Here is an 18,669-nt window from a genome sequence, read left to right as displayed (position 1 = left end):
ACGCCCCAATTCTTGTGATAAACGGCAAAGTTTTTGCCCAATTCCTATAAATAATGTACCTTTGTAGGTTGATAGGAAACAAAAACAAACAGGAAATAAAAAATAAACAAAATATGGGAAAGATAATTCTTACGGGCGACCGTCCTACAGGTAAGCTCCACTTGGGTCACTATGTAGGCTCGCTCCGCCGCCGCGTCGAACTGCAGAACGCTGGCGATTTCGACCGCATGTTCGTCTTCATGGCTGACGTGCAGGCTCTCACCGACAACGCAGACAACCCCGAAAAGATTCGCCAGAACATCATTGAGGTGGCGCTCGACTACCTCTCGGCTGGTCTCGACCCCGAGAAGTGCACGCTGTTCATACAGAGTCAGATACCGGAGCTCGCCGAGCTTACTACCTATCTGATGAACCTCATCACCGTGTCGCGCGTGCAGCGCAACCCGACTGTGAAGACCGAGATAAAGATGCGCAACTTCGAGGCTAACATTCCGCTCGGCTTCTTCTGCTACCCTGTGAGCCAGGCTGCCGACATCGCTCTGTTCAAGGCTACAACCGTACCTGCAGGCGAAGACCAGGAGCCGATGATTGAGGTGACACGCGAACTTGTGCGCCGCTTCAACCAGACATACAGCGAGGTGCTCGTTGAGCCGGAGATCATGCTGCCCGAGAACGCTACGGCACGCCGTCTGCCAGGCACCGACGGCAAGGAGAAGATGTCGAAGTCGCTCGGCAACTGCATCTACCTCTCTGACTCAGCCGCTGAGGTGTGGAAGAAGGTGAAGAAGATGTCGAACGGTGCGCCGCGTATGAGCATGGACGAGCCGGGCAACCTCGAAGGCAACGCCGTGTTCACATATCTTGAGGCGTTCAGCACACCCGACGACTTCGCAGAGTTCTGGCCCGAGTACAAGACACTCGACGAGCTGAAGGACCACTACGTGCGTGGCGGCATCGGCGACGGCACAACGAAGAAGTTCCTCAACAACGTGCTCAACAAGATGCTCGACCCGATTCGCGAGCGCCGCGCAGAGTACGAGAAGGATATCCCCGAAATCTACAACATCCTGCGTAAGGGTTCGGAGGCTGCACGCGAGACAGCCGCTCAGACAATGGACGAGGTGCGTCGCGCAATGCAGATTGACTACTTCAACGACGCTGCGCTCATTCAGCAGCAGGCTGAAAAGTTCCGCAAGTAAAAGAATGCCATAACCCTCCTATGAAAAAGGGCAAAACTCATTAATCGTGAGTTTTGCCCTTTTTATATATCGTTATATACGACTTGGCTTTTTATATATCGTTTACGGCTGACTCTCGCCCTCCACATACTCCTCAAGGAACATGTGCTCGCCGTCGAACACGGCGTAGGTGAACTGTGTTATCCAGTCGCCGAGAATCATCATGCGCGTCTTTTTCGAGAGGAAGAGGTCGAGTTCTATGTGTCGGTGTCCGAACATGAAGTAGTCAACATCGTTGTGCGTCTTCATGTACTGCTTCGCAAAGAGCACGAGATGCTCGCGGTCTTCGCCCATGTACGGCGGTTCCTTGCCGTCGGCACGTTTCAAGCGCGAGTGCTTCGCCCAAGTGAGTCCGAACCACATTGCCCAGCGCGGGTGCAGCGAGTTGAACAGCACCTGGCACGTGCGGTTGTGGAACACGCTCTTTATGAACTTGAAGCGGCGGTCGGGGTCGCCCAGTCCGTCGCCGTGCGCTATGTAGAACACCTTGTCATAAATCTCCACCGTCTCGGGCTTGGTGTGTACAATCAGTCCGCACTCCTCCTCGAGGTATCCGTATGTCCAGATGTCGTGGTTGCCGGTGAAGTAGTGCACCTCCACGCCCATGTCGGTCAGCTCCGAGAGCTTGCCCAGGAAGCGCGTGTAGCCCTTCGGCACCACGTAGCGCCACTCGCACCAGAAGTCGAACATATCGCCCAGCAGATAGATGGCGCGCGCCTTTGTCTTTATCGAGTCGAGAAACCTCACGAGTCGGCGCTCCTGCGTGCGACCGTGGTCGATAGCCCACGAACCGAGGTGGGCATCGCTAAGGAAATATACATTTTTCATGCGAATTCAACATTGGTTAATTCAAAATCGGCGCAGCCTACCATTCTTGTTATAGCAAGCGGCATAGCCGAGCGCAAAACTCACTATTCAAAGCTCAATATTCGACCTTGTTAGTCGAATCCAAGCTCTATCTTTGCCTCTTCCGTCATCATGCTCTGGTCCCATACAGGCTCGAAAACGAGGTTCACGTTAGCCGACTTCACATGCTCGAGCGAGTCTACCTTCTGTCGTACATCCTCAAGTATGAAGTCGGCGGCGGGGCATGTAGGCGCTGTGAAAGTCATGTCGATGTCCACGTTGCCGTCGTCCTGCACGTCAATCTTGTAGATGAGTCCGAGGTCGTAGATATTCACCGGTATTTCGGGGTCGTACACCGTCTTGAGCACGTCGACGATGCGTTCTTCTATATGTGTCTTTTCTTCCTGTGTCATTCGTTTTGTACTTTAGGTTGTTATACATTAATATATTATTGCAAATTTAAGGAAAAATATCCGAATACCGAATTTTATGGCAGTAATAATACAGCTTTTCTTACTCGGTTACGATAAAAAACTATACTTTTGCATCGCATAACGTAACCATAATAACTAAAAAAAATGATAACATTCCTGATCAGTCTGGCAGCCCTTGTGTTGGGCTACCTTGTCTACGGACGCTTCGTGGAGCGCATCTTCGCACCCGACGACCGTGTTACGCCAGCCGTGGCGCAAGCCGACGGTCTGGACTATGTCGCGATGCCTTATTGGAAGGTGTTCATGATACAGTTCCTCAACATCGCTGGCACCGGACCTATCTTCGGTGCAATCATGGGCGCCAAGTTCGGACCCGCGGCATATCTCTGGATAATCTTCGGCTGCATCTTCGCCGGAGCCGTTCACGACTACTTCGTGGGCATGCTCTCCATGCGCAACGGTGGTTGCGACCTGCCCGAACTCGTGCGGCGCTATCTCGGCGGAGCCGCATCTAAGGTATTGTTGGTGTTCGCCGTGTTCCTGCTCATCATGCTCGGCACGGTGTTCGTGTATAGTCCGGCAGAGATTCTGCACGGCATAAGTGGTTCGACAACCATGTGGATAACCATCATCTTCGTTTATTACGTAGTGGCGACGATGCTACCTATCGACAAGATCATCGGCAAGATATACCCGCTCTTCTCGTTCTCGCTGCTGTTCATGGCTGTGGCTCTGATGGCTGTGCTGTTCGTAAAATGGCCTGCGCTGCCCGAGCTGTGGCATGGTGTGGGCAATATGGGCAAGGCTACAGACCCTGCTTCGTTCACCGACAACATCTTCCCATGTCTGTTTATCACCATCGCCTGCGGCGCTATCAGCGGTTTCCACGCCACGCAGAGTCCGCTTATGGCTCGCTGTCTTACGTCTGAACGCAAAGGCAGACCTATCTTCTACGGCGCAATGATTACGGAAGGACTCGTGGCGCTCGTTTGGGCTACGGTGTCGATGTGGTTCTTCTACGACGCTCCGCAGCCGGGATATGCCCAGATTGGCGGCACCATGGCTAACGGACTGCATACGTCGGCGCCCGTCGTTGTGAATCTTGTCTGCAAGGATTGGCTCGGCATTGTGGGCGGTGTGCTCGCTATGCTCGGCGTGGTAGCTGCCCCGATAACAAGCGGCGACACAGCGTTCCGCTCTGCCCGTCTTATCATCGCTCAGGCGCTGAAACTCAGTCAGCGTGCAAAGAAGAACCGTCTGTATATCTGCGTTCCGCTCTTCGCCGCATCGTTCGCCATGCTCGTTTGGCAGATGGAGAACCCCGACGGCTTCAACACCATCTGGCAATACTTCGGATGGGCTAACCAGACGCTTTCTGTCTTCGCCCTCTGGACCATCACCGTCTATCTTGCTCGCGAAAAGAAGCCTTACATCATCACGCTCGTGCCAGCCCTCTTCATGACTTGCGTCTGCACCACCTTCTTCATGGTGTCGAAGACTGCGCTCGGCTTGCCATACACTGTGGGCTACGGCGTCGGTGCAACCGCACTTGTCGTTGCTGCCGTGTGGTTCGCTGTGTGGTTTAGAAAATCGAACTGTCATTAAATATAAAAACAATTGCTTCTATGTAACCAGCGTTTTGTGCTGTTGCATAGAAGCAATTGTCTTTATGTGTGAACCTTAAATCCTGCCCTCTTCGGCGTAGCTGTAATAGCGGCCGTCGGTCACGATGAGATGGTCGATGAGATAGAGTCGCATTGTCTCGCAAGCGGTCTTCAGTTTGTGAGTGATGCGGTCGTCGTCGCCAGAAGGGCGCGCGTTGCCGCTCGGATGATTGTGTATTAGCGTGAGCGTTGTGGCGTTGGCGAGCAGCGCCTCGCGCAGAATGACGCGCACATCGACAGCCGTCTCGGTGAGTCCGCCGTGCGACAGTCGCACCGCCTTGATGAGTCGGAAGCGCTGGTTCATCAGTAGCACCCATGCCTCCTCGGTGTCGAGGTCCTGCATCTTCGGGTGCATATACTCGTACACCGCCTGCGCCGACCCCATGTCGGGGCGTTCGGCAGCCTTCGACGCTTGGCGGCGCTTGCCCAGTTCGCATGCCGCAATGATAGTTATCGCCTTCGCTTCGCCGATGCCGTTATACTGCATCAGTTCGTGCAGCGACATCTTGCCCAAGGTGTTGAGGTTGTTGTCGCAGGCGCTCAGTATGCGCTGCATGAGCGCCACGGCGCTCTCCTTCGTGCTGCCCGAACCTATGAGTATCGCCAACAGCTCGGCGTCGGACAGCGTCTCGGCGCCCTTGTCGCGCAGCTTTTCGCGCGGTCGGTCGGCTTCCGACCAATCGGAGATCTTTAGTTGAGCGTTATGATTAGTATTGTTGCTTATGTCGTTCATAGGTTGTTTGTTTAATAGAAAAATAATACAGAAGGCTCTCCCACGGAATTCACAGAACACACAGAACTTGTTGCAGAACTTTTCTCCCACAGATTTCGCAGATGTACACAGATAATTATGGCGTGTTTCAAGGCGAGTATGTTTACAGAACTTAATTAGTGCGAAAAATCTACCATATCTCCCAGCTGGCGTGTAACGCATTGTTGAGTAGTGAGTTAAAGGCTGGTAGATAGCGCTTTTCTTCCAGATATCTACCAGCCATCTGCCAGGCATCTCCCAGCTATCTTATAGACTGGCGCTGTCCGCATTGGTTAGGTTTTGACTCACACCCACTGTCAATATGATAGTGCCATCCGGTTTTGTTGGTGCAGCGGAGACCGCTGCACCCCCTGAAGCTACATCTGTGTGTATCTGTGCGATCTGTGGGAGTTTCTTTTCAGCAATAAACTTAGAGTGCGATCCGTGGGAGACGTGTGTTATTTGTAGAATGTTTTCTCGAACGCAGCGAACTCCGACTTGCCGCGCACGCAGCGTTTCCACCAAGCCTCGATGAATCCGAAGCCGTAGCCCATGAGCTGCACGTAGGCGGCGGCGATGCTCTGCACGCCGATCTTCAGACTGCGGTTGAGGCGAGCCGAGTCGATGCAGATGAGGAGCGAGTAGAGGGCGAGCGGCACGAGCGGCAGCCACGCCAGAGTGGGGCAGAGCACGAGCAGCACGAGACAGAGCGCGAGCATGGCGAGCACGCCCACGGTGAACACCATCGGCAGCATGTGCACCAGCTTCAGCGACTCGGGGTATTTCTTGTAGAGATTGATGCGCGCGATGCCCGAGTTGTACACCTGGCGGAAGAACTTGCGCAGGTCGGTGCGGCGCTTGTGCCACACCCATGCCTCGGGGAAGAGTCGGCAGCGCAGTCCGGCCTTGAAGATGCGTATTGAGAAGTCGATGTCCTCGCCGAAGCGCATCTTCGAGAATCCGCCCAGCTCCATGTATCTGTCGCGACGCACGCCCATGTTGAACGAGCGCGGGTAGAACTTGTCGAGCTTCTTCTTGCCGCCGCGTATGCCGCCGGTGGTGAAGAACGAAGTCATCGAGTAGGAGATAGCCTTCTGCGTGTCGGTGAACGAGGGGTGCGAGCTGTCGGGTCCGCCGAAAGCGTCGGCAGGCTCGCGCTTCAGTTCGTCAGACACCGCCGCCAGATAGCCTTCGGGCAGCACCACGTCCGAGTCGAGGATGAGCACGTAGTCGCCCTGCGCGCGCTCCACACCGTAGTTGCGCGTCTGTCCGGGTCCGGAGTTGGGCTTGGTGAAGTATTGTATGCGGAGCTTCTGCGCATATTTCTCGCAGACATCCTTGCACGGCACCGCCGAACCGTCCTCCACTACCACCACTTCGAAGTCGGTTTCGCTCTGACGGGTGAGGCTGTCGAGCAGTTCGTCCACCTCGTCCGGACGGTTGTAAACGGGAATTATTATGCTGTATTTCATTTCTTTTTGAGTTGACAGGTGAACAAGTGTACGATTAGGCAAGCCGACGATTAGGCAAGTAGACAAGCCGACGAGTCGGCAATAAACGCAAAAGAGTAAAAAAGTAAAGAGCACGTCGGGGCGTGCATGACGTTATCCCCAATGCTTTTTACTTTTTTACTCTTTTCTATTTCTTATTCCGTTGTTCGGTAAGGATTACTCCTTAACGCGCTGCAGGTAGCTACCGTCGCGTGTGTCAACCTGAACGAGGTCGCCTTCGTTAACGAAGAGAGGCACGCGAATCTCTACGCCAGTCTCGAGAGTAGCCGGCTTGAGAGTGTTTGTAGCAGTATCGCCCTTGATGCCCGGCTCAGAGTGAGTAACGCGGAGGTTAGTCTTCACCGGCATTTCGCCGAAGAGCACGGTATCTGTAGAAGCGTCAGAAACGACCTCGACGATGTCGCTCTCCTTCATGAAGTCAACGCCAGTGATGAGGTTACCAGCGATAGGAATCTGGTCGTAAGTCTCCTGGTTCATGAAGATATAGTCCTCGCCCTCCTTGTAGAGGTACTGGTACGGACGACGCTCTACGCGTACGTCCTCAAGCTTCTCGCTGATGTCGAAGCGACGCTCCAACACGCGGCCGTCGACAACGTTCTTCAACTTAACGCGCATGAAAGTGTTGCCCTTACCCGGTTTTACATGAAGGAAGTCGATTACGAAAAAGAGCTTGCCGTCCATGCGGATGCAAGTTCCCATCTTGATGTCTTGTGAGTTGATCATTGCTGTTTTTATTTATATTATTGTATTATCTCTCAAAAATCGCTGCAAAGTTACTGAAAATCACGCACAAAAACGCATGGTTCATAGTTTTTTTTATTCGTGACACGCCCTAAATCGTGAAAACCGGCAAAAAAAGCCCCTCAACCTCCCCGTCGCACCGCTTTTCAGTCCATACACGGGCGATTTTGCCCTAAAAATGTAGAAAAAACTAAAAAATGCAGCTAAAAAAGGCTCAAGTCTTTGTCGTTTAAAAAATTATGAGTAATTTTGCAACCCAAAAGTGTGAATAATAACAAATAAATAAAAATAAGACAATGAAAAGAACATTTCAGCCGCACAATCGTCGCCGCGTAAACAAGCATGGTTTCCGTGAGCGTATGGCTACAAAGAATGGTCGTCGCGTATTGGCTTCTCGCCGCGCACATGGCCGCAAGAAGTTGACAGTATCTGACGAGCACCACGGAAAGTAGTCGGCTGCGCCCCTCGGGGCAGAGCAGACTGCAACGTGTCGCAAGCAGACTTGTGACGACAAAAGGCAGCAGGAACTCCGCAAGGAGCGCCCGCTGCCTTTTAACGTTTATGGAGGCAAAGCGGCGTGCGTAGCATCCGGCTGCGCATTACGATGCCGAATAAGCAGGGCAGAATGCAGAAATATTGCGAAAAATTTGGCTAATCGGCAAATAATCAGTAACTTTGCACCCGCTTTGTGGCACGGTGCCGCAAATAAACAATGTATAACTATTTAAATTAAAAGAAACAAAAATGATTATTGTACAGGTAAAAGACGGTGAGAACATCGAAAGAGCACTCAAGAAGTTTAAGAGAAAGTTTGAGAAGACAGGCGTAGTGAAGGAACTCCGCGCTCGTCAGCAGTACAACAAGCCTTCTGTACTCAAGAGACTCAAGATGGAGCACGCTATCTACGTACAGCAGCTCCGCGCTAACGAGGAGTAATCTCCCCATTTCGACTAACAATTAATATGACGCGCACGCCCCACGGCAAGCGCAGTCGGATGGACCAGGAGGTGTACACACTCAGAAATAATCATTAAGACATAAACATGCCAACCCGAATCCTCTGCGACTCGGGCAGGCTGGCGACGGCAATAGCAGTTCTAAAGAGCAGCTATTGCCGTCTTTGTGTTTGGCAGCAGCAGCGTTACATCCACGCGGTAACACCATTACCGCAATGCTGTAACGACATAGCCACGCTGCGGTAATCATGTTACCGTAGCGCGGTAAAACACTTGCCGCACACGACGAATAGGCACCAGAACCACGCTAAAACGTGAAAAAACGAAAAAAGACAGCCGAAAACTTGCAAATGACAAATATTCGTCGTATATTCGTAGCGAAAAACAAAAAAGAACATGCAAAAAGGTATTGACGGCTTTCTCGACTATCTGCGCTACGAGCGCAACCGGTCGGAGAACACAGTGGAAAGCTACCGCCGCGACCTCGAAGCGTTCCAGCAGTTTTTCAGCAGTCTCGACAGCGAACTCACGTTCGCCACGGTAGACACCGACGTCGTGCGCGACTGGATGGAGCACCAGCTCGACCAAGGCAACCGCGCCACAACCGTAGCCCGGCGTCTGAGCGCCCTGAAAACCTACTACCGCTATCTCCTCGCACGAGGATACGTAGAGCACGACCCGGCGCACATCGTCTACCGCCCCAAGACCGACCGGCCCCTGCCGCAGTTCGTGCGCGAAGAACAGATGGACCGGCTGCTCGACCACACACAGCAGCCCGACACCTATCAGGCGCAACTCGAGCACACCATCGTGCTCACCTTCTACGAGACAGGCATGCGCCTCTCCGAGCTCACCTCGCTCGACGACAACTCCGTCGACTACGCACGCAGCGAGATACGCGTGCACGGCAAAGGCAACAAACAGCGCGCCATACCCTTCGGCGACGAACTCGCCCAAGCCCTGCGCAGCTACACCGCACGTCGCGACGCCGAGACACCGCCGCGCTGCACCCAGGCGCTCTTCCGCTCCGCACGCGGCACGCGCCTAAGCCCCGAGCGAGTGCGCCAGATGGTGAAGCAACAGCTCTCCACCGTGACCGGCCTTCAGAAACGATCGCCCCACGTGCTGCGCCATACCTTCGCCACCGCAATGCTCAACAACGGAGCCAACATCGAAAACGTGCAGAAGCTGCTTGGACACGAGCGCCTCTCCACAACCGAAATATACACCCACACCTCGTTCGAGCAACTAAAGAAAGCATATAATGAGGCACATCCCCGAAGCGAAACGCCGAAAGGATGACACTATACCTTATTATATATATAGTATAAACGACCTTAAACAAAGAAAAGGAGGACACTATGAACGTAAAGATTCAGTCAATTCACTTTGACGCTACCGAGAAACTACAGGAATTCATCGAGAAGAAAGTAGCAAAGCTTGAGAAGACATTCGAGGATATAAGCAGCGCAGAAGTGCAGCTCAAAGTAGTGAAGCCAGCCACCGCGCAGAACAAGGAAACAAGCCTCGAAGTGACCGTCCCCGGACAGAAGCTCTTCGTCGAGAAAACATGCGACACATTCGAGGAAGGCATCGACCTCTGCGTAGACGCAATGAAGGTGCAGCTAACTAAATTCAAGGAAAAAACACGCAAGATGTAAAAAAAAAGCCGAAAAATTTTGGCGAATAAAAAATAAGTCGTATCTTTGCAGCCGTTTTAGAACACGTCCTAAACGCAAGCCTTAGCGGCTGCAAGGATCTGCCTCTTTAGCTCAGTTGGCCAGAGCACGTGATTTGTAATCTCGGGGTCGTTGGTTCGAATCCGACAAGAGGCTCAAACAAACGGAAAACCTGAACGCAGTTTTTCTTCAGTATCCAAGCGATACGCTACTAATAAAGATTGGGTGGTTACCAGAGTGGTCAAATGGGGCAGACTGTAAATCTGCTGGCTATGCCTTCGGTGGTTCGAATCCATCACCACCCACTTCACTTTATCTTTGCGGAAATAGCTCAGTTGATAGAGCACTAGCCTTCCAAGCTGGGGGTCGCGGGTTTGAGCCCCGTTTTCCGCTCCAAGTTGCTGTAATAGCTCAGTGGTAGAGCACTTCCTTGGTAAGGAAGAGGTCCTGAGTTCAACTCTCAGTTACAGCTCTTTCTGTTCTTTAAACCAAGAATCGGAAGAAAAACGAACATTCAATTTATATATAAAATAAGAAAGCTATGGCTAAAGAAACATTTGTGCGCACCAAACCGCACGTAAACATTGGTACAATTGGTCACGTTGACCATGGTAAGACCACTCTTACTGCTGCCATCTCAAAGACTCTTCACGACAGAGGCTTCGGCGGCGAGGATGTTAAGTCTTTCGACCAGATCGATAACGCTCCTGAGGAGAAAGAGCGTGGTATCACCATCAACTCAGCTCACATCGAGTACGAAACAGCAAAGCGTCACTACGCTCACGTAGACTGCCCGGGTCACGCCGACTACGTTAAGAACATGGTAACTGGTGCTGCTCAGATGGACGGTGCTATCCTTGTAGTTGCTGCTACTGACGGTCCTATGCCTCAGACACGTGAGCACGTACTTCTCGCTCGTCAGGTAAACGTACCGCGCATGGTTGTTTTCTTGAACAAGTGCGATATGGTAGAGGACGAGGAGATGCTCGAGCTCGTAGAGATGGAGGTTCGCGAGATCCTCGACCAGTACGGCTATGAGGAGGAAACTCCTATCATCCGCGGTTCTGCTCTTGGTGCACTCAATGGTGTAGAGAAGTGGGCTGACAAGGTAATGGAGCTTATGGACGCTGTTGATACATGGATCCAGGAGCCTCCACGTGACCTCGACAAACCATTCTTGATGCCTATCGAGGACGTATTCTCAATCACAGGTCGTGGTACCGTTGCTACTGGTCGTATCGAGACTGGTCGCGTTAAGGTAGGCGACGAGACAGAGCTCCTTGGTCTCGGTGAGGACAAGAAGTGTGTCGTAACTGGTGTTGAGATGTTCCGTAAGATCCTTGACGAGGGTGAAGCTGGCGATAACGTAGGTCTTCTCCTCCGTGGTATCGACAAGAACGAGATCAAGCGCGGTATGGTACTCTGCCACCCGGGTCAGATCAAGCCTCACAAGCACTTCAAGGCTTCTATCTACGTTTTGAAGAAGGAAGAGGGTGGTCGTCACACACCGTTCGGCAACAAGTATCGTCCTCAGTTCTACCTCCGTACTATGGACTGCACAGGCGAGATCAAACTTCCTGAGGGAGTTGAGATGGTAATGCCTGGTGACAACGTAGAGATCGAGGTTGAGCTCATCTACGCAGTTGCTCTGAACGAGGGCCTTCGTTTCGCTATCCGCGAGGGTGGTCGTACAGTAGGTTCTGGCCAGATCACAAAGATCCTCGAAGACTAATTCGACGGACCGCAGACTCGCAAGAGGCTGCACTAAATAAAAATAGTTCCCGCATCGCTACGGCGTCGGGAACTATCCTACGGGAATAGCTCAGTTGGTAGAGCACTGGTCTCCAAAACCAGGTGTCGGGAGTTCGAGCCTCTCTTCCCGTGCTAAAAAGAAGATAATATGTTTAAGAAGTTTGTAAATTATTGCAAGACTTGTTACGACGAACTTGCGCATAAAACAACTTGGCCAAGTTATGCCGAACTCAACCACAGTGCAGTGATTGTATTATCTGCTTCCCTTGTCATTGCAGTTGTGGTGTTCGCTATGGACTCTCTGTTCAAGTGGGCAATGAGCATGGTTTATCCAGGTTAATCATTTTCAAGAAAAATGGCTAAGACAGAAAAAAAATGGTACGTGCTTCGTGCTGCCAGCGGAAAGGAATTCAAAGTAAAGGAATATATCGACGCTGAGATCAAGCACAACCCATTACTTCAGACGCATGTTTCGCAAGTGGTTCTGCCGCTCGAGAAACACGCATCTTTGCGTAATGGCAAAAGAGTAATCAAGGAGAAAATCTCTCTCCCCGGTTATGTATTCGTAGAAGCTGCCCTCGTAGGCGACGTAGCACACACGCTGCGTTTCATGCCGAACGTTTTAGGCTTTCTTGGAGGCTTGGACAACCCCTCACCAGTTCCGCAGTCGGAAATCAACCGTATGCTCGGTTCATGCGAGGAAACGGAGATTGAAGACAACATCGACATCCCGTACGTAGTTGACGAGACTGTCAAGGTGACAGACGGACCGTTCTCTGGCTTCAGCGGCATCATCGAAGAGGTGAATGTCGAGAAGCGCAAACTAAAGGTGATGGTCAAGATCTTCGGACGCAAAACTCCGTTGGAATTAGGTTTTATGCAAGTCGAAAAAGAAGGCTAACGCAAGGTTACGAATGCGTTTAGAATTCTTTTATATTAAATCAATTTAAATATTAACAGACAAAATGGCTAAAGAAGTTGCTGGATTAATCAAATTACAGATTAAAGGTGGCGCTGCGAATCCTTCTCCTCCAGTAGGACCTGCACTTGGTTCTAAGGGTATTAACATCATGGGATTCTGCAAAGAGTTCAACGCCAGAACCCAGGATAAGGCAGGCAAGGTAATTCCTGTTGTTATCACTTACTACACCGATAAATCGTTCAGCTTCGAACTTAAGACTCCTCCTGCAGCAGTACAGCTGAAAGAGGCAGCTAAAGTTAAGAGTGGCTCAGCTCAGCCTAACCGCCAGAAAGTTGGTAAAGTAACTTGGGAGCAGGTAAAAGCAATCGCTGAGGACAAACTGAAAGATTTGAACTGCTTTACAGTTGCATCGGCTATGCGACTCGTTGCTGGTACAGCAAGAAGTATGGGTATCACTGTAGAGGGAGACTTCCCTGAAAATGTTTAATAACTTCAATTTTTAAGAAATGAAACTGACAAAAAATCAAAAATCAGTAGCTGACAAGGTTGAAGCAGGGAAGATGTACACATTGAAAGAGGCTTCAGAGCTGGTAAAGGAAATTACCACAACCAAGTTTGACGCTTCTCTCGATATCGACGTACGCTTGGGCGTAGACCCGCGTAAGGCTAACCAGATGGTTCGCGGCGTGGTTTCTCTTCCCAACGGTACCGGTAAGGTAACACGCGTACTCGCTCTCTGTACTCCCGATCAGGAGGCTGCTGCTAAGGAAGCAGGTGCTGACTACGTAGGTCTTGACGAGTATATCGATAAGATCAAGGGTGGTTGGACAGACGTCGACGTTATTATCACTATGCCGTCATGCATGGGTAAGATTGGTCCTATCGGCCGTATCCTCGGTCCGCGCGGACTCATGCCTAACCCTAAGAGCGGCACTGTAACAATGGACGTTGCCAAGGCGGTTAAGGAAGTAAAGCAGGGTAAGATTGATTTCAAGGTTGACAAGGCTGGTATTATCCACACTTCAATCGGTAAGGTAAGCTTCTCTTCGGAGGCAATCTATCAGAATGCTAAGGAGTTCATCGCTACCATCATCAAGCTCAAGCCTGCTGCTGCTAAAGGTACATACATCAAGAGTATCTTTATTTCAAGCACTATGAGTAAGGGTATCAAGGTTGATCCTAAATCAGTTGAGTAACTCTAAAAGTTTTGTAAAATGAAGAAAGAAGTAAAAGATACTATTATTGCCGAACTCGGTGCGAAGCTGAAGGAGTTCCCTCACTTCTACATCGTTGACCTCGCAGGTCTCAACGCCGAGGCTACAAGCAACCTCCGCCGCAAGTGCTTCAAGAACGAGATCAAGATGATCGTCGTTAAGAACACACTTCTCCGCGAGGCTTTCCAGGCAAGCGACATTGATTTCGAGCCTCTGTACGGCGCTCTCAAGGGCACTACAGCAGTTATGTTCGCTCACACAGCTAACGTACCGGCTAAGCTCCTGAAGGAATACGTTAAGGATGGCGTACCTGCACTCAAGGGTGCATATGCTGAGGAGACAATCTTCGGCGCAGATCAGCTCGAGGCTCTCGTAGCTATCAAGAGCAAGAGCGAGGTTATTGCAGACATTGTTGCACTGCTCCAGTCGCCTGCAAAGAACGTTATCTCTGCTCTTCAGTCAGGCGCAAACACTATTCACGGTGTGCTTAAGACTTTGGGCGAGCGTCCTGAGTAATATAACTACAAGTCAAAGAACATTAACATTAAAAACAATTAAAATTTAAATACAATGGCAGATATTAAAGCTCTTGCTGAAGAATTGGTAAATCTTACAGTAAAGGAAGTAAACGAGTTGGCAACAGTCCTCAAGGACGAGTATGGTATTGAGCCTGCTGCTGCAGCTGTAGCTGTAGCTGCTGGTCCTGCAGCAGGTGGTGCTGATGCAGCTGAGGAGAAGACATCTTTCGATGTTATCCTCGCTGAGGTAGGTGGCGCTAAGCTCCAGGTTGTAAAGGCAGTTAAGGAAGCTTGTGGTCTCGGCTTGAAGGAAGCTAAGGACCTCGTAGACGCTGCTCCTGCTAAGATCAAGGAAGGTCTCTCTAAGGAAGAGGCTGAGAACTTGAAGAAGGCTATCGAGGAGTCAGGTGCTAAGGTAGAGCTCAAGTAATAACAGCTTACAATTCAAATGTCGGGTTTAACGCTGCTAAGCAGTATTTAGGAAAGGTTAACCCGATATTTTAAAATTAGCAAATATGGTTAGGATCTTCCAAGTAGGTGGGTCCTAACCTTTTTGTGTCTTTCCGCTTATTTCGATTTTTTATCACCCATAATAACTTCTGATGGCTTCAAAAATTGTTGATAACAGAGTAAATTTTGCCACCGTCCATAATCCGTTGCCATATCCGGATTTCCTCGATGTGCAGTTAAAGTCTTTCAAGGACTTCTTACAGTTAGACACTCCGCCTGAGGAACGCAAGAATGACGGTTTGTATAAGGTGTTCTCTGAGAACTTCCCTATCACCGACACACGTAACAATTTCGTTCTTGAGTTCTTGGATTACTATATCGACCCGCCCCGCTACTCAATTGACGAGTGCCTTGAGCGCGGTCTTACATATAGCGTACCTTTGAAGGCTAAGATGAAACTCTACTGTACGGACCCCGAACACGAAGACTTCGGCACATTCATACAGGACGTTTTCCTTGGCACGATCCCTTACATGACATCCAACGGTACGTTCGTCATCAACGGTGCAGAGCGCGTAGTAGTTTCGCAGTTGCACCGCTCGCCGGGCGTGTTCTTCGGTCAGGGTGTGCATGCTAACGGTACTGTGCTCTACTCGGCACGTATCATCCCGTTCAAGGGTTCGTGGATTGAGTTCGCTACCGACATCAACAACGTGATGTACGCATACATCGACCGTAAGAAGAAGTTGCCCGTAACAACTCTTTTGCGCGCCATGGGCTTCGAGCAGGACAAGGATATCCTCCAGATATTCGACCTTGCTGAGGAGGTGAAGGTGAACAAGAAGAACATGAAGGCTGCCATCGGCCGCAAGCTCGCCGCACGTGTGCTGAAGACCTGGAACGAGGACTTCGTAGACGAGGATACGGGCGAGGTTGTGTCTATCGAGCGCAACGAGGTTATCATGGAGCGCGAGACTGTGCTCACAGAAGAGAACATCGACGACATCCTCGAGTCGGGCAACGCTTCAGTGCTTCTCCACAAGGACGCAGAGGCAGCTTCACGCTACTCAATCATTTTCAACACTCTCGCTAAAGACCCCTCTAACTCTGAGAAGGAGGCTGTGCTTTACATCTACCGTCAGCTCCGCAACGCTGACCCGGCTGATGACGCATCGGCACGCGAGGTGTTCCAGAACATATTCTTCTCTGACAAGCGCTACGACCTCGGCGAAGTTGGTCGCTACCGCATCAACAAGAAGCTCGGTCTCGACATCGACTCTGAGACACGCGTTCTTACAAAGGAGGATATCATCGCCATCATCCGCTATCTCATCCAGTTGGTTAACTCTAACGCAACTGTTGACGATATCGACCACCTCTCTAACCGCCGCGTACGCACAGTAGGCGAGCAGCTCAGCAACCAGTTCTCTATCGGTCTGGCACGTATGAGCCGCACAATCCGCGAGCGCATGAACGTGCGTGACAACGAGGTGTTCCAGCCGACAGACCTTATCAACGCCAAGACAATCTCGAGCGTTGTAAGCTCGTTCTTCGGCACCAACCCGCTCTCGCAGTTCATGGACCAGACCAACCCGCTTGCCGAGGTTACTCACAAGCGTCGTCTTTCGGCACTCGGTCCTGGCGGTCTGTCACGTGAGCGTGCAGGCTTCGAGGTGCGAGACGTACACTATACACACTACGGACGTCTTTGCCCGATTGAGAGCCCTGAGGGTCCGAACATCGGTCTTATCTCGTCTCTCTGCGTTTACGCAACTATCAACGAGCTCGGCTTCATCGCCACTCCTTACCGCCGCGTGAAGGATTCGCTCGTCGACCTCAATAACGACCACGTAGTATACCTCACCGCTGAGGAAGAGGAAGACCACGTAATCGGTCAGGGTAACGCTCCTCTGCGCGAGGACGGTTCGTTCATACGCGACAACGTTAAGTGCCGTCAGAACGCCGAGTTCCCGGTTGTGCCGCCATCAGACGTAGACCTCATGGACGTCTCTCCGCAGCAGATCGCATCTGTATCGGCAGGTCTTATCCCGTTCTTGGAGCACGACGACGGTCACCGCGCACTCATGGGATGTAACATGATGCGCCAGGCAGTGCCATTGCTCCACAACGACGCACCTATCGTAGGTACAGGTCTTGAGAAGCAGGTGTGCGAGGACTCTCGTACAATGATTACTGCAGAGGGCGAGGGCGTTATCGAATACGTAGACGCTACAACAATCCGCATCCTCTACGATCGCACCGACGACGAGGAGTTCGTAAGCTTCGAGCCGGCTCTCAAGGAGTACCGCATTCCGAAGTTCCGCCGCACCAACCAGAACATGACCATCGACTTGCGTCCTATCTGCAACAAGGGTCAGCGCGTTAAGAAGGGCGACATCCTCACAGAGGGTTACGCTACAGAGAACGGCGAGCTCGCACTCGGTCGCAACCTCCTCGTGGCTTACATGCCGTGGAAGGGTTACAACTATGAGGACGCCATCGTGCTTTCAGAGCGCATGATTCGCGACGACGTGCTTACATCTGTACACGTAGACGAGTACTCACTCGACGTTCGCGAGACAAAGCGCGGCATGGAGGAGTTCACAAGCGATATTCCTAACGTTTCGGAGGAAGCTACAAAGGACCTCGACGACAACGGTATCGTTCGCATCGGTGCACGCATCGAGCCGGGCGACATCCTCATCGGTAAGATTTCGCCGAAGGGCGAGAGCGACCCGTCACCGGAGGAGAAGCTGCTCCGCGCCATCTTCGGCGACAAGGCTGGCGACGTGAAGGACTCTTCACTCAAGGCTAACCCGTCGCTCAGCGGTGTGGTTATCGACAAGAAGCTCTTCTCTCGTGCCGTCAAGACACGCGAGTCGAAGAAGCAGGACAAGGTGATTCTCGCCAAGATTGACGAGGAGTATGAGGCAAAGAACGACGACTTGAAGGATATTCTCGTCGACAAGCTCCTCACACTCACCGAGGACAAGGTTTCGCAGGGTGTTAAGGACTACTCTGGTGCAGAGATCATCACAAAGGGCACAAAGTTCACAGCTACAATGCTGAAGAACCTCGAGTACGACGGCATTCAGTCGAACGACTGGACCGGCGACGAGCACACCGACAAGCTCATCTCTAAGCTCATCATGAACTACATACGCAAGTACAAGCTGCTCGACGCAGAACTCAAGCGTAAGAAGTTCGCCATCACCATCGGCGACGAGCTGCCTTCAGGCATCCTCCAGATGGCTAAGGTATACGTTGCAAAGAAGCGTAAGATTGGCGTAGGTGATAAGCTAGCAGGTCGTCACGGTAACAAGGGTATCGTTTCGAAGATTACACGTATGGAGGATATGCCGTTCCTCGAGGACGGTCGTCCGGTCGACTTGGTATTGAACCCGCTCGGCGTGCCTTCTCGTATGAACCTCGGTCAGATCTTCGAGGCTATCCTCGGTGCTGCCGGCCGTAAGCTCGGCGTCAAGTTCGCTACACCTATCTTCGACGGTGCTCACCTTGAGGACCTCTCTGAATGGACAGACAAGGCAGGTCTGCCGCACCTCTGCTCTACACACCTTTATGATGGTGAGACAGGCGAGCGCTTCGACCAGCCGGCTACAGTAGGTGTGACATACTTCTTGAAACTCGGTCACATGGTTGAGGACAAGATGCACGCCCGTTCAATCGGTCCGTACTCGCTCATCACACAGCAGCCACTCGGTGGTAAGGCACAGTTCGGTGGACAGCGTTTTGGTGAGATGGAGGTTTGGGCTATCGAGGCGTTCGGTGCCAGCCACGTGCTTCAGGAAATTCTGACAATCAAGTCCGACGATACAGTGGGCCGTTCAAAGGCTTACGAGGCTATCGTTAAGGGCGACCCAATGCCTACACCGGGCATCCCAGAGTCGCTCAACGTGCTCCTGCATGAGCTCCGCGGTCTTGGTCTGAGCATCAAACTTGATTAATCCGAACATCCCAAAACTATAGAAATAT

At 51.6% G+C, this 18,669-nt stretch carries 19 protein-coding genes and 5 tRNA genes; 19 read left to right on the top strand and 5 right to left on the bottom strand.

The genetic code is table 11. The features are described 5' to 3' along the window. Positions 1-113 precede the first annotated feature (113 nt). Positions 114-1,199, top strand: coding sequence for a tryptophan--tRNA ligase (gene trpS / locus KTQ90_RS00745; RefSeq protein WP_022157155.1), 1,086 nt, complete (start codon positions 114-116; stop codon positions 1,197-1,199). A gap of 102 nt (positions 1,200-1,301) precedes the next feature. Here the strand turns inward: trpS and KTQ90_RS00740 are convergent, their stop codons facing one another. Together KTQ90_RS00740 and KTQ90_RS00735 are read right to left on the bottom strand one after the other, a co-directional pair. Further along, entirely contained in the window at positions 1,302-2,066 is a 765-nt protein-coding gene (locus KTQ90_RS00740; RefSeq protein WP_022157154.1) for a UDP-2,3-diacylglucosamine diphosphatase, read from the bottom strand. A gap of 110 nt (positions 2,067-2,176) precedes the next feature. Further along, the gene (locus KTQ90_RS00735; protein WP_217316829.1) at positions 2,177-2,497 is read right to left on the bottom strand and encodes a metal-sulfur cluster assembly factor; all 321 of its coding nucleotides are present in this window, start codon (positions 2,495-2,497) and stop codon (positions 2,177-2,179) included. A gap of 165 nt (positions 2,498-2,662) precedes the next feature. On the opposite strand from KTQ90_RS00735, the gene KTQ90_RS00730 reads away from it, so the two are divergent. After that, positions 2,663-4,123: a carbon starvation CstA family protein gene (locus KTQ90_RS00730; protein ID WP_217316828.1), complete on the top strand. Its 1,461-nt coding sequence runs from the start codon at positions 2,663-2,665 to the stop codon at positions 4,121-4,123. 75 nt (positions 4,124-4,198) lie between these two features. Here the strand turns inward: KTQ90_RS00730 and radC are convergent, their stop codons facing one another. The 3 genes from radC to efp all read right to left on the bottom strand — a co-directional run bounded on the left by radC (position 4,199) and on the right by efp (position 7,167). Further along, the gene (gene radC / locus KTQ90_RS00725) at positions 4,199-4,915 is read right to left on the bottom strand and encodes a RadC family protein (protein WP_217316827.1); all 717 of its coding nucleotides are present in this window, start codon (positions 4,913-4,915) and stop codon (positions 4,199-4,201) included. A 476-nt stretch (positions 4,916-5,391) separates the two neighbouring features. Next, positions 5,392-6,405 (bottom strand): glycosyltransferase family 2 protein, encoded by a 1,014-nt coding sequence (locus KTQ90_RS00720; RefSeq protein WP_217316826.1) that lies wholly within the window; start codon positions 6,403-6,405, stop codon positions 5,392-5,394. 195 nt (positions 6,406-6,600) lie between these two features. Beyond that, positions 6,601-7,167, bottom strand: coding sequence for an elongation factor P (efp, locus tag KTQ90_RS00715; protein WP_022158312.1), 567 nt, complete (start codon positions 7,165-7,167; stop codon positions 6,601-6,603). A 314-nt stretch (positions 7,168-7,481) separates the two neighbouring features. Here efp and rpmH point away from each other — a divergent pair, with 314 nt between their 5' ends. The 17 genes from rpmH to rpoB all read left to right on the top strand — a co-directional run bounded on the left by rpmH (position 7,482) and on the right by rpoB (position 18,641). Next, complete coding sequence (rpmH, locus tag KTQ90_RS00710; RefSeq protein ID WP_004351099.1) at positions 7,482-7,637, top strand: 50S ribosomal protein L34; 156 nt, start codon at positions 7,482-7,484, stop codon at positions 7,635-7,637. Between the two features lie 292 nt (positions 7,638-7,929). Next, positions 7,930-8,121: a 30S ribosomal protein S21 gene (rpsU, locus tag KTQ90_RS00705; RefSeq protein ID WP_007897876.1), complete on the top strand. Its 192-nt coding sequence runs from the start codon at positions 7,930-7,932 to the stop codon at positions 8,119-8,121. Between the two features lie 416 nt (positions 8,122-8,537). Continuing rightward, complete coding sequence (locus tag KTQ90_RS00700) at positions 8,538-9,443, top strand: tyrosine-type recombinase/integrase (RefSeq protein ID WP_217316825.1); 906 nt, start codon at positions 8,538-8,540, stop codon at positions 9,441-9,443. A gap of 59 nt (positions 9,444-9,502) precedes the next feature. Further along, positions 9,503-9,802, top strand: coding sequence for a ribosome hibernation-promoting factor, HPF/YfiA family (hpf, locus tag KTQ90_RS00695; protein ID WP_022157424.1), 300 nt, complete (start codon positions 9,503-9,505; stop codon positions 9,800-9,802). A gap of 100 nt (positions 9,803-9,902) precedes the next feature. Then, positions 9,903-9,976: transfer RNA gene (locus KTQ90_RS00690), tRNA-Thr, on the top strand. A 67-nt stretch (positions 9,977-10,043) separates the two neighbouring features. Next, a tRNA-Tyr gene (locus KTQ90_RS00685) sits at positions 10,044-10,125 on the top strand. 15 nt (positions 10,126-10,140) lie between these two features. Beyond that, positions 10,141-10,216 (top strand) — tRNA-Gly (locus KTQ90_RS00680). Positions 10,217-10,220: 4 nt separating this feature from the next. Next, a tRNA-Thr gene (locus KTQ90_RS00675) sits at positions 10,221-10,292 on the top strand. Positions 10,293-10,361: 69 nt separating this feature from the next. Then, positions 10,362-11,552: an elongation factor Tu gene (gene tuf / locus KTQ90_RS00670; protein ID WP_022157425.1), complete on the top strand. Its 1,191-nt coding sequence runs from the start codon at positions 10,362-10,364 to the stop codon at positions 11,550-11,552. Positions 11,553-11,631: 79 nt separating this feature from the next. After that, positions 11,632-11,704: transfer RNA gene (locus KTQ90_RS00665), tRNA-Trp, on the top strand. A gap of 16 nt (positions 11,705-11,720) precedes the next feature. Continuing rightward, positions 11,721-11,912: a preprotein translocase subunit SecE gene (gene secE, locus KTQ90_RS00660; RefSeq protein WP_022157426.1), complete on the top strand. Its 192-nt coding sequence runs from the start codon at positions 11,721-11,723 to the stop codon at positions 11,910-11,912. Between the two features lie 15 nt (positions 11,913-11,927). After that, on the top strand, positions 11,928-12,473 hold the full coding sequence (gene nusG / locus KTQ90_RS00655; protein ID WP_022157427.1) for a transcription termination/antitermination protein NusG: 546 nt from the start codon (positions 11,928-11,930) through the stop codon (positions 12,471-12,473). A 64-nt stretch (positions 12,474-12,537) separates the two neighbouring features. After that, entirely contained in the window at positions 12,538-12,981 is a 444-nt protein-coding gene (rplK, locus tag KTQ90_RS00650) for a 50S ribosomal protein L11 (RefSeq protein WP_118354694.1), read from the top strand. Between the two features lie 19 nt (positions 12,982-13,000). Beyond that, complete coding sequence (gene rplA / locus KTQ90_RS00645; RefSeq protein ID WP_217316824.1) at positions 13,001-13,690, top strand: 50S ribosomal protein L1; 690 nt, start codon at positions 13,001-13,003, stop codon at positions 13,688-13,690. Between the two features lie 18 nt (positions 13,691-13,708). Then, complete coding sequence (gene rplJ / locus KTQ90_RS00640; protein WP_022157430.1) at positions 13,709-14,224, top strand: 50S ribosomal protein L10; 516 nt, start codon at positions 13,709-13,711, stop codon at positions 14,222-14,224. 54 nt (positions 14,225-14,278) lie between these two features. Continuing rightward, complete coding sequence (gene rplL, locus KTQ90_RS00635) at positions 14,279-14,656, top strand: 50S ribosomal protein L7/L12 (protein WP_022157431.1); 378 nt, start codon at positions 14,279-14,281, stop codon at positions 14,654-14,656. Positions 14,657-14,828: 172 nt separating this feature from the next. Next, complete coding sequence (gene rpoB, locus KTQ90_RS00630) at positions 14,829-18,641, top strand: DNA-directed RNA polymerase subunit beta (RefSeq protein WP_217316823.1); 3,813 nt, start codon at positions 14,829-14,831, stop codon at positions 18,639-18,641. Positions 18,642-18,669: the final 28 nt, after the last annotated feature.

This window comes from Leyella stercorea (genome assembly GCF_019052365.1).
GTDB lineage: Bacteria > Bacteroidota > Bacteroidia > Bacteroidales > Bacteroidaceae > Prevotella.
This window is presented reverse-complemented; position numbering and strand designations above follow the sequence as displayed.

Bases quoted from the DNA above. Each gene is read 5' to 3' on its own strand.
- trpS (WP_022157155.1), top strand. From the start codon at position 114: ATGGGAAAGATAATTCTTACGGGCGACCGTCCTACAGGTAAGCTCCAC.
- KTQ90_RS00740 (WP_022157154.1), bottom strand. From the start codon at position 2,066: ATGAAAAATGTATATTTCCTTAGCGATGCCCACCTCGGTTCGTGGGCT.
- KTQ90_RS00735 (WP_217316829.1), bottom strand. From the start codon at position 2,497: ATGACACAGGAAGAAAAGACACATATAGAAGAACGCATCGTCGACGTG.
- KTQ90_RS00730 (WP_217316828.1), top strand. From the start codon at position 2,663: ATGATAACATTCCTGATCAGTCTGGCAGCCCTTGTGTTGGGCTACCTT.
- radC (WP_217316827.1), bottom strand. From the start codon at position 4,915: ATGAACGACATAAGCAACAATACTAATCATAACGCTCAACTAAAGATC.
- KTQ90_RS00720 (WP_217316826.1), bottom strand. From the start codon at position 6,405: ATGAAATACAGCATAATAATTCCCGTTTACAACCGTCCGGACGAGGTG.
- efp (WP_022158312.1), bottom strand. From the start codon at position 7,167: ATGATCAACTCACAAGACATCAAGATGGGAACTTGCATCCGCATGGAC.
- rpmH (WP_004351099.1), top strand. From the start codon at position 7,482: ATGAAAAGAACATTTCAGCCGCACAATCGTCGCCGCGTAAACAAGCAT.
- rpsU (WP_007897876.1), top strand. From the start codon at position 7,930: ATGATTATTGTACAGGTAAAAGACGGTGAGAACATCGAAAGAGCACTC.
- KTQ90_RS00700 (WP_217316825.1), top strand. From the start codon at position 8,538: ATGCAAAAAGGTATTGACGGCTTTCTCGACTATCTGCGCTACGAGCGC.
- hpf (WP_022157424.1), top strand. From the start codon at position 9,503: ATGAACGTAAAGATTCAGTCAATTCACTTTGACGCTACCGAGAAACTA.
- tuf (WP_022157425.1), top strand. From the start codon at position 10,362: ATGGCTAAAGAAACATTTGTGCGCACCAAACCGCACGTAAACATTGGT.
- secE (WP_022157426.1), top strand. From the start codon at position 11,721: ATGTTTAAGAAGTTTGTAAATTATTGCAAGACTTGTTACGACGAACTT.
- nusG (WP_022157427.1), top strand. From the start codon at position 11,928: ATGGCTAAGACAGAAAAAAAATGGTACGTGCTTCGTGCTGCCAGCGGA.
- rplK (WP_118354694.1), top strand. From the start codon at position 12,538: ATGGCTAAAGAAGTTGCTGGATTAATCAAATTACAGATTAAAGGTGGC.
- rplA (WP_217316824.1), top strand. From the start codon at position 13,001: ATGAAACTGACAAAAAATCAAAAATCAGTAGCTGACAAGGTTGAAGCA.
- rplJ (WP_022157430.1), top strand. From the start codon at position 13,709: ATGAAGAAAGAAGTAAAAGATACTATTATTGCCGAACTCGGTGCGAAG.
- rplL (WP_022157431.1), top strand. From the start codon at position 14,279: ATGGCAGATATTAAAGCTCTTGCTGAAGAATTGGTAAATCTTACAGTA.
- rpoB (WP_217316823.1), top strand. From the start codon at position 14,829: ATGGCTTCAAAAATTGTTGATAACAGAGTAAATTTTGCCACCGTCCAT.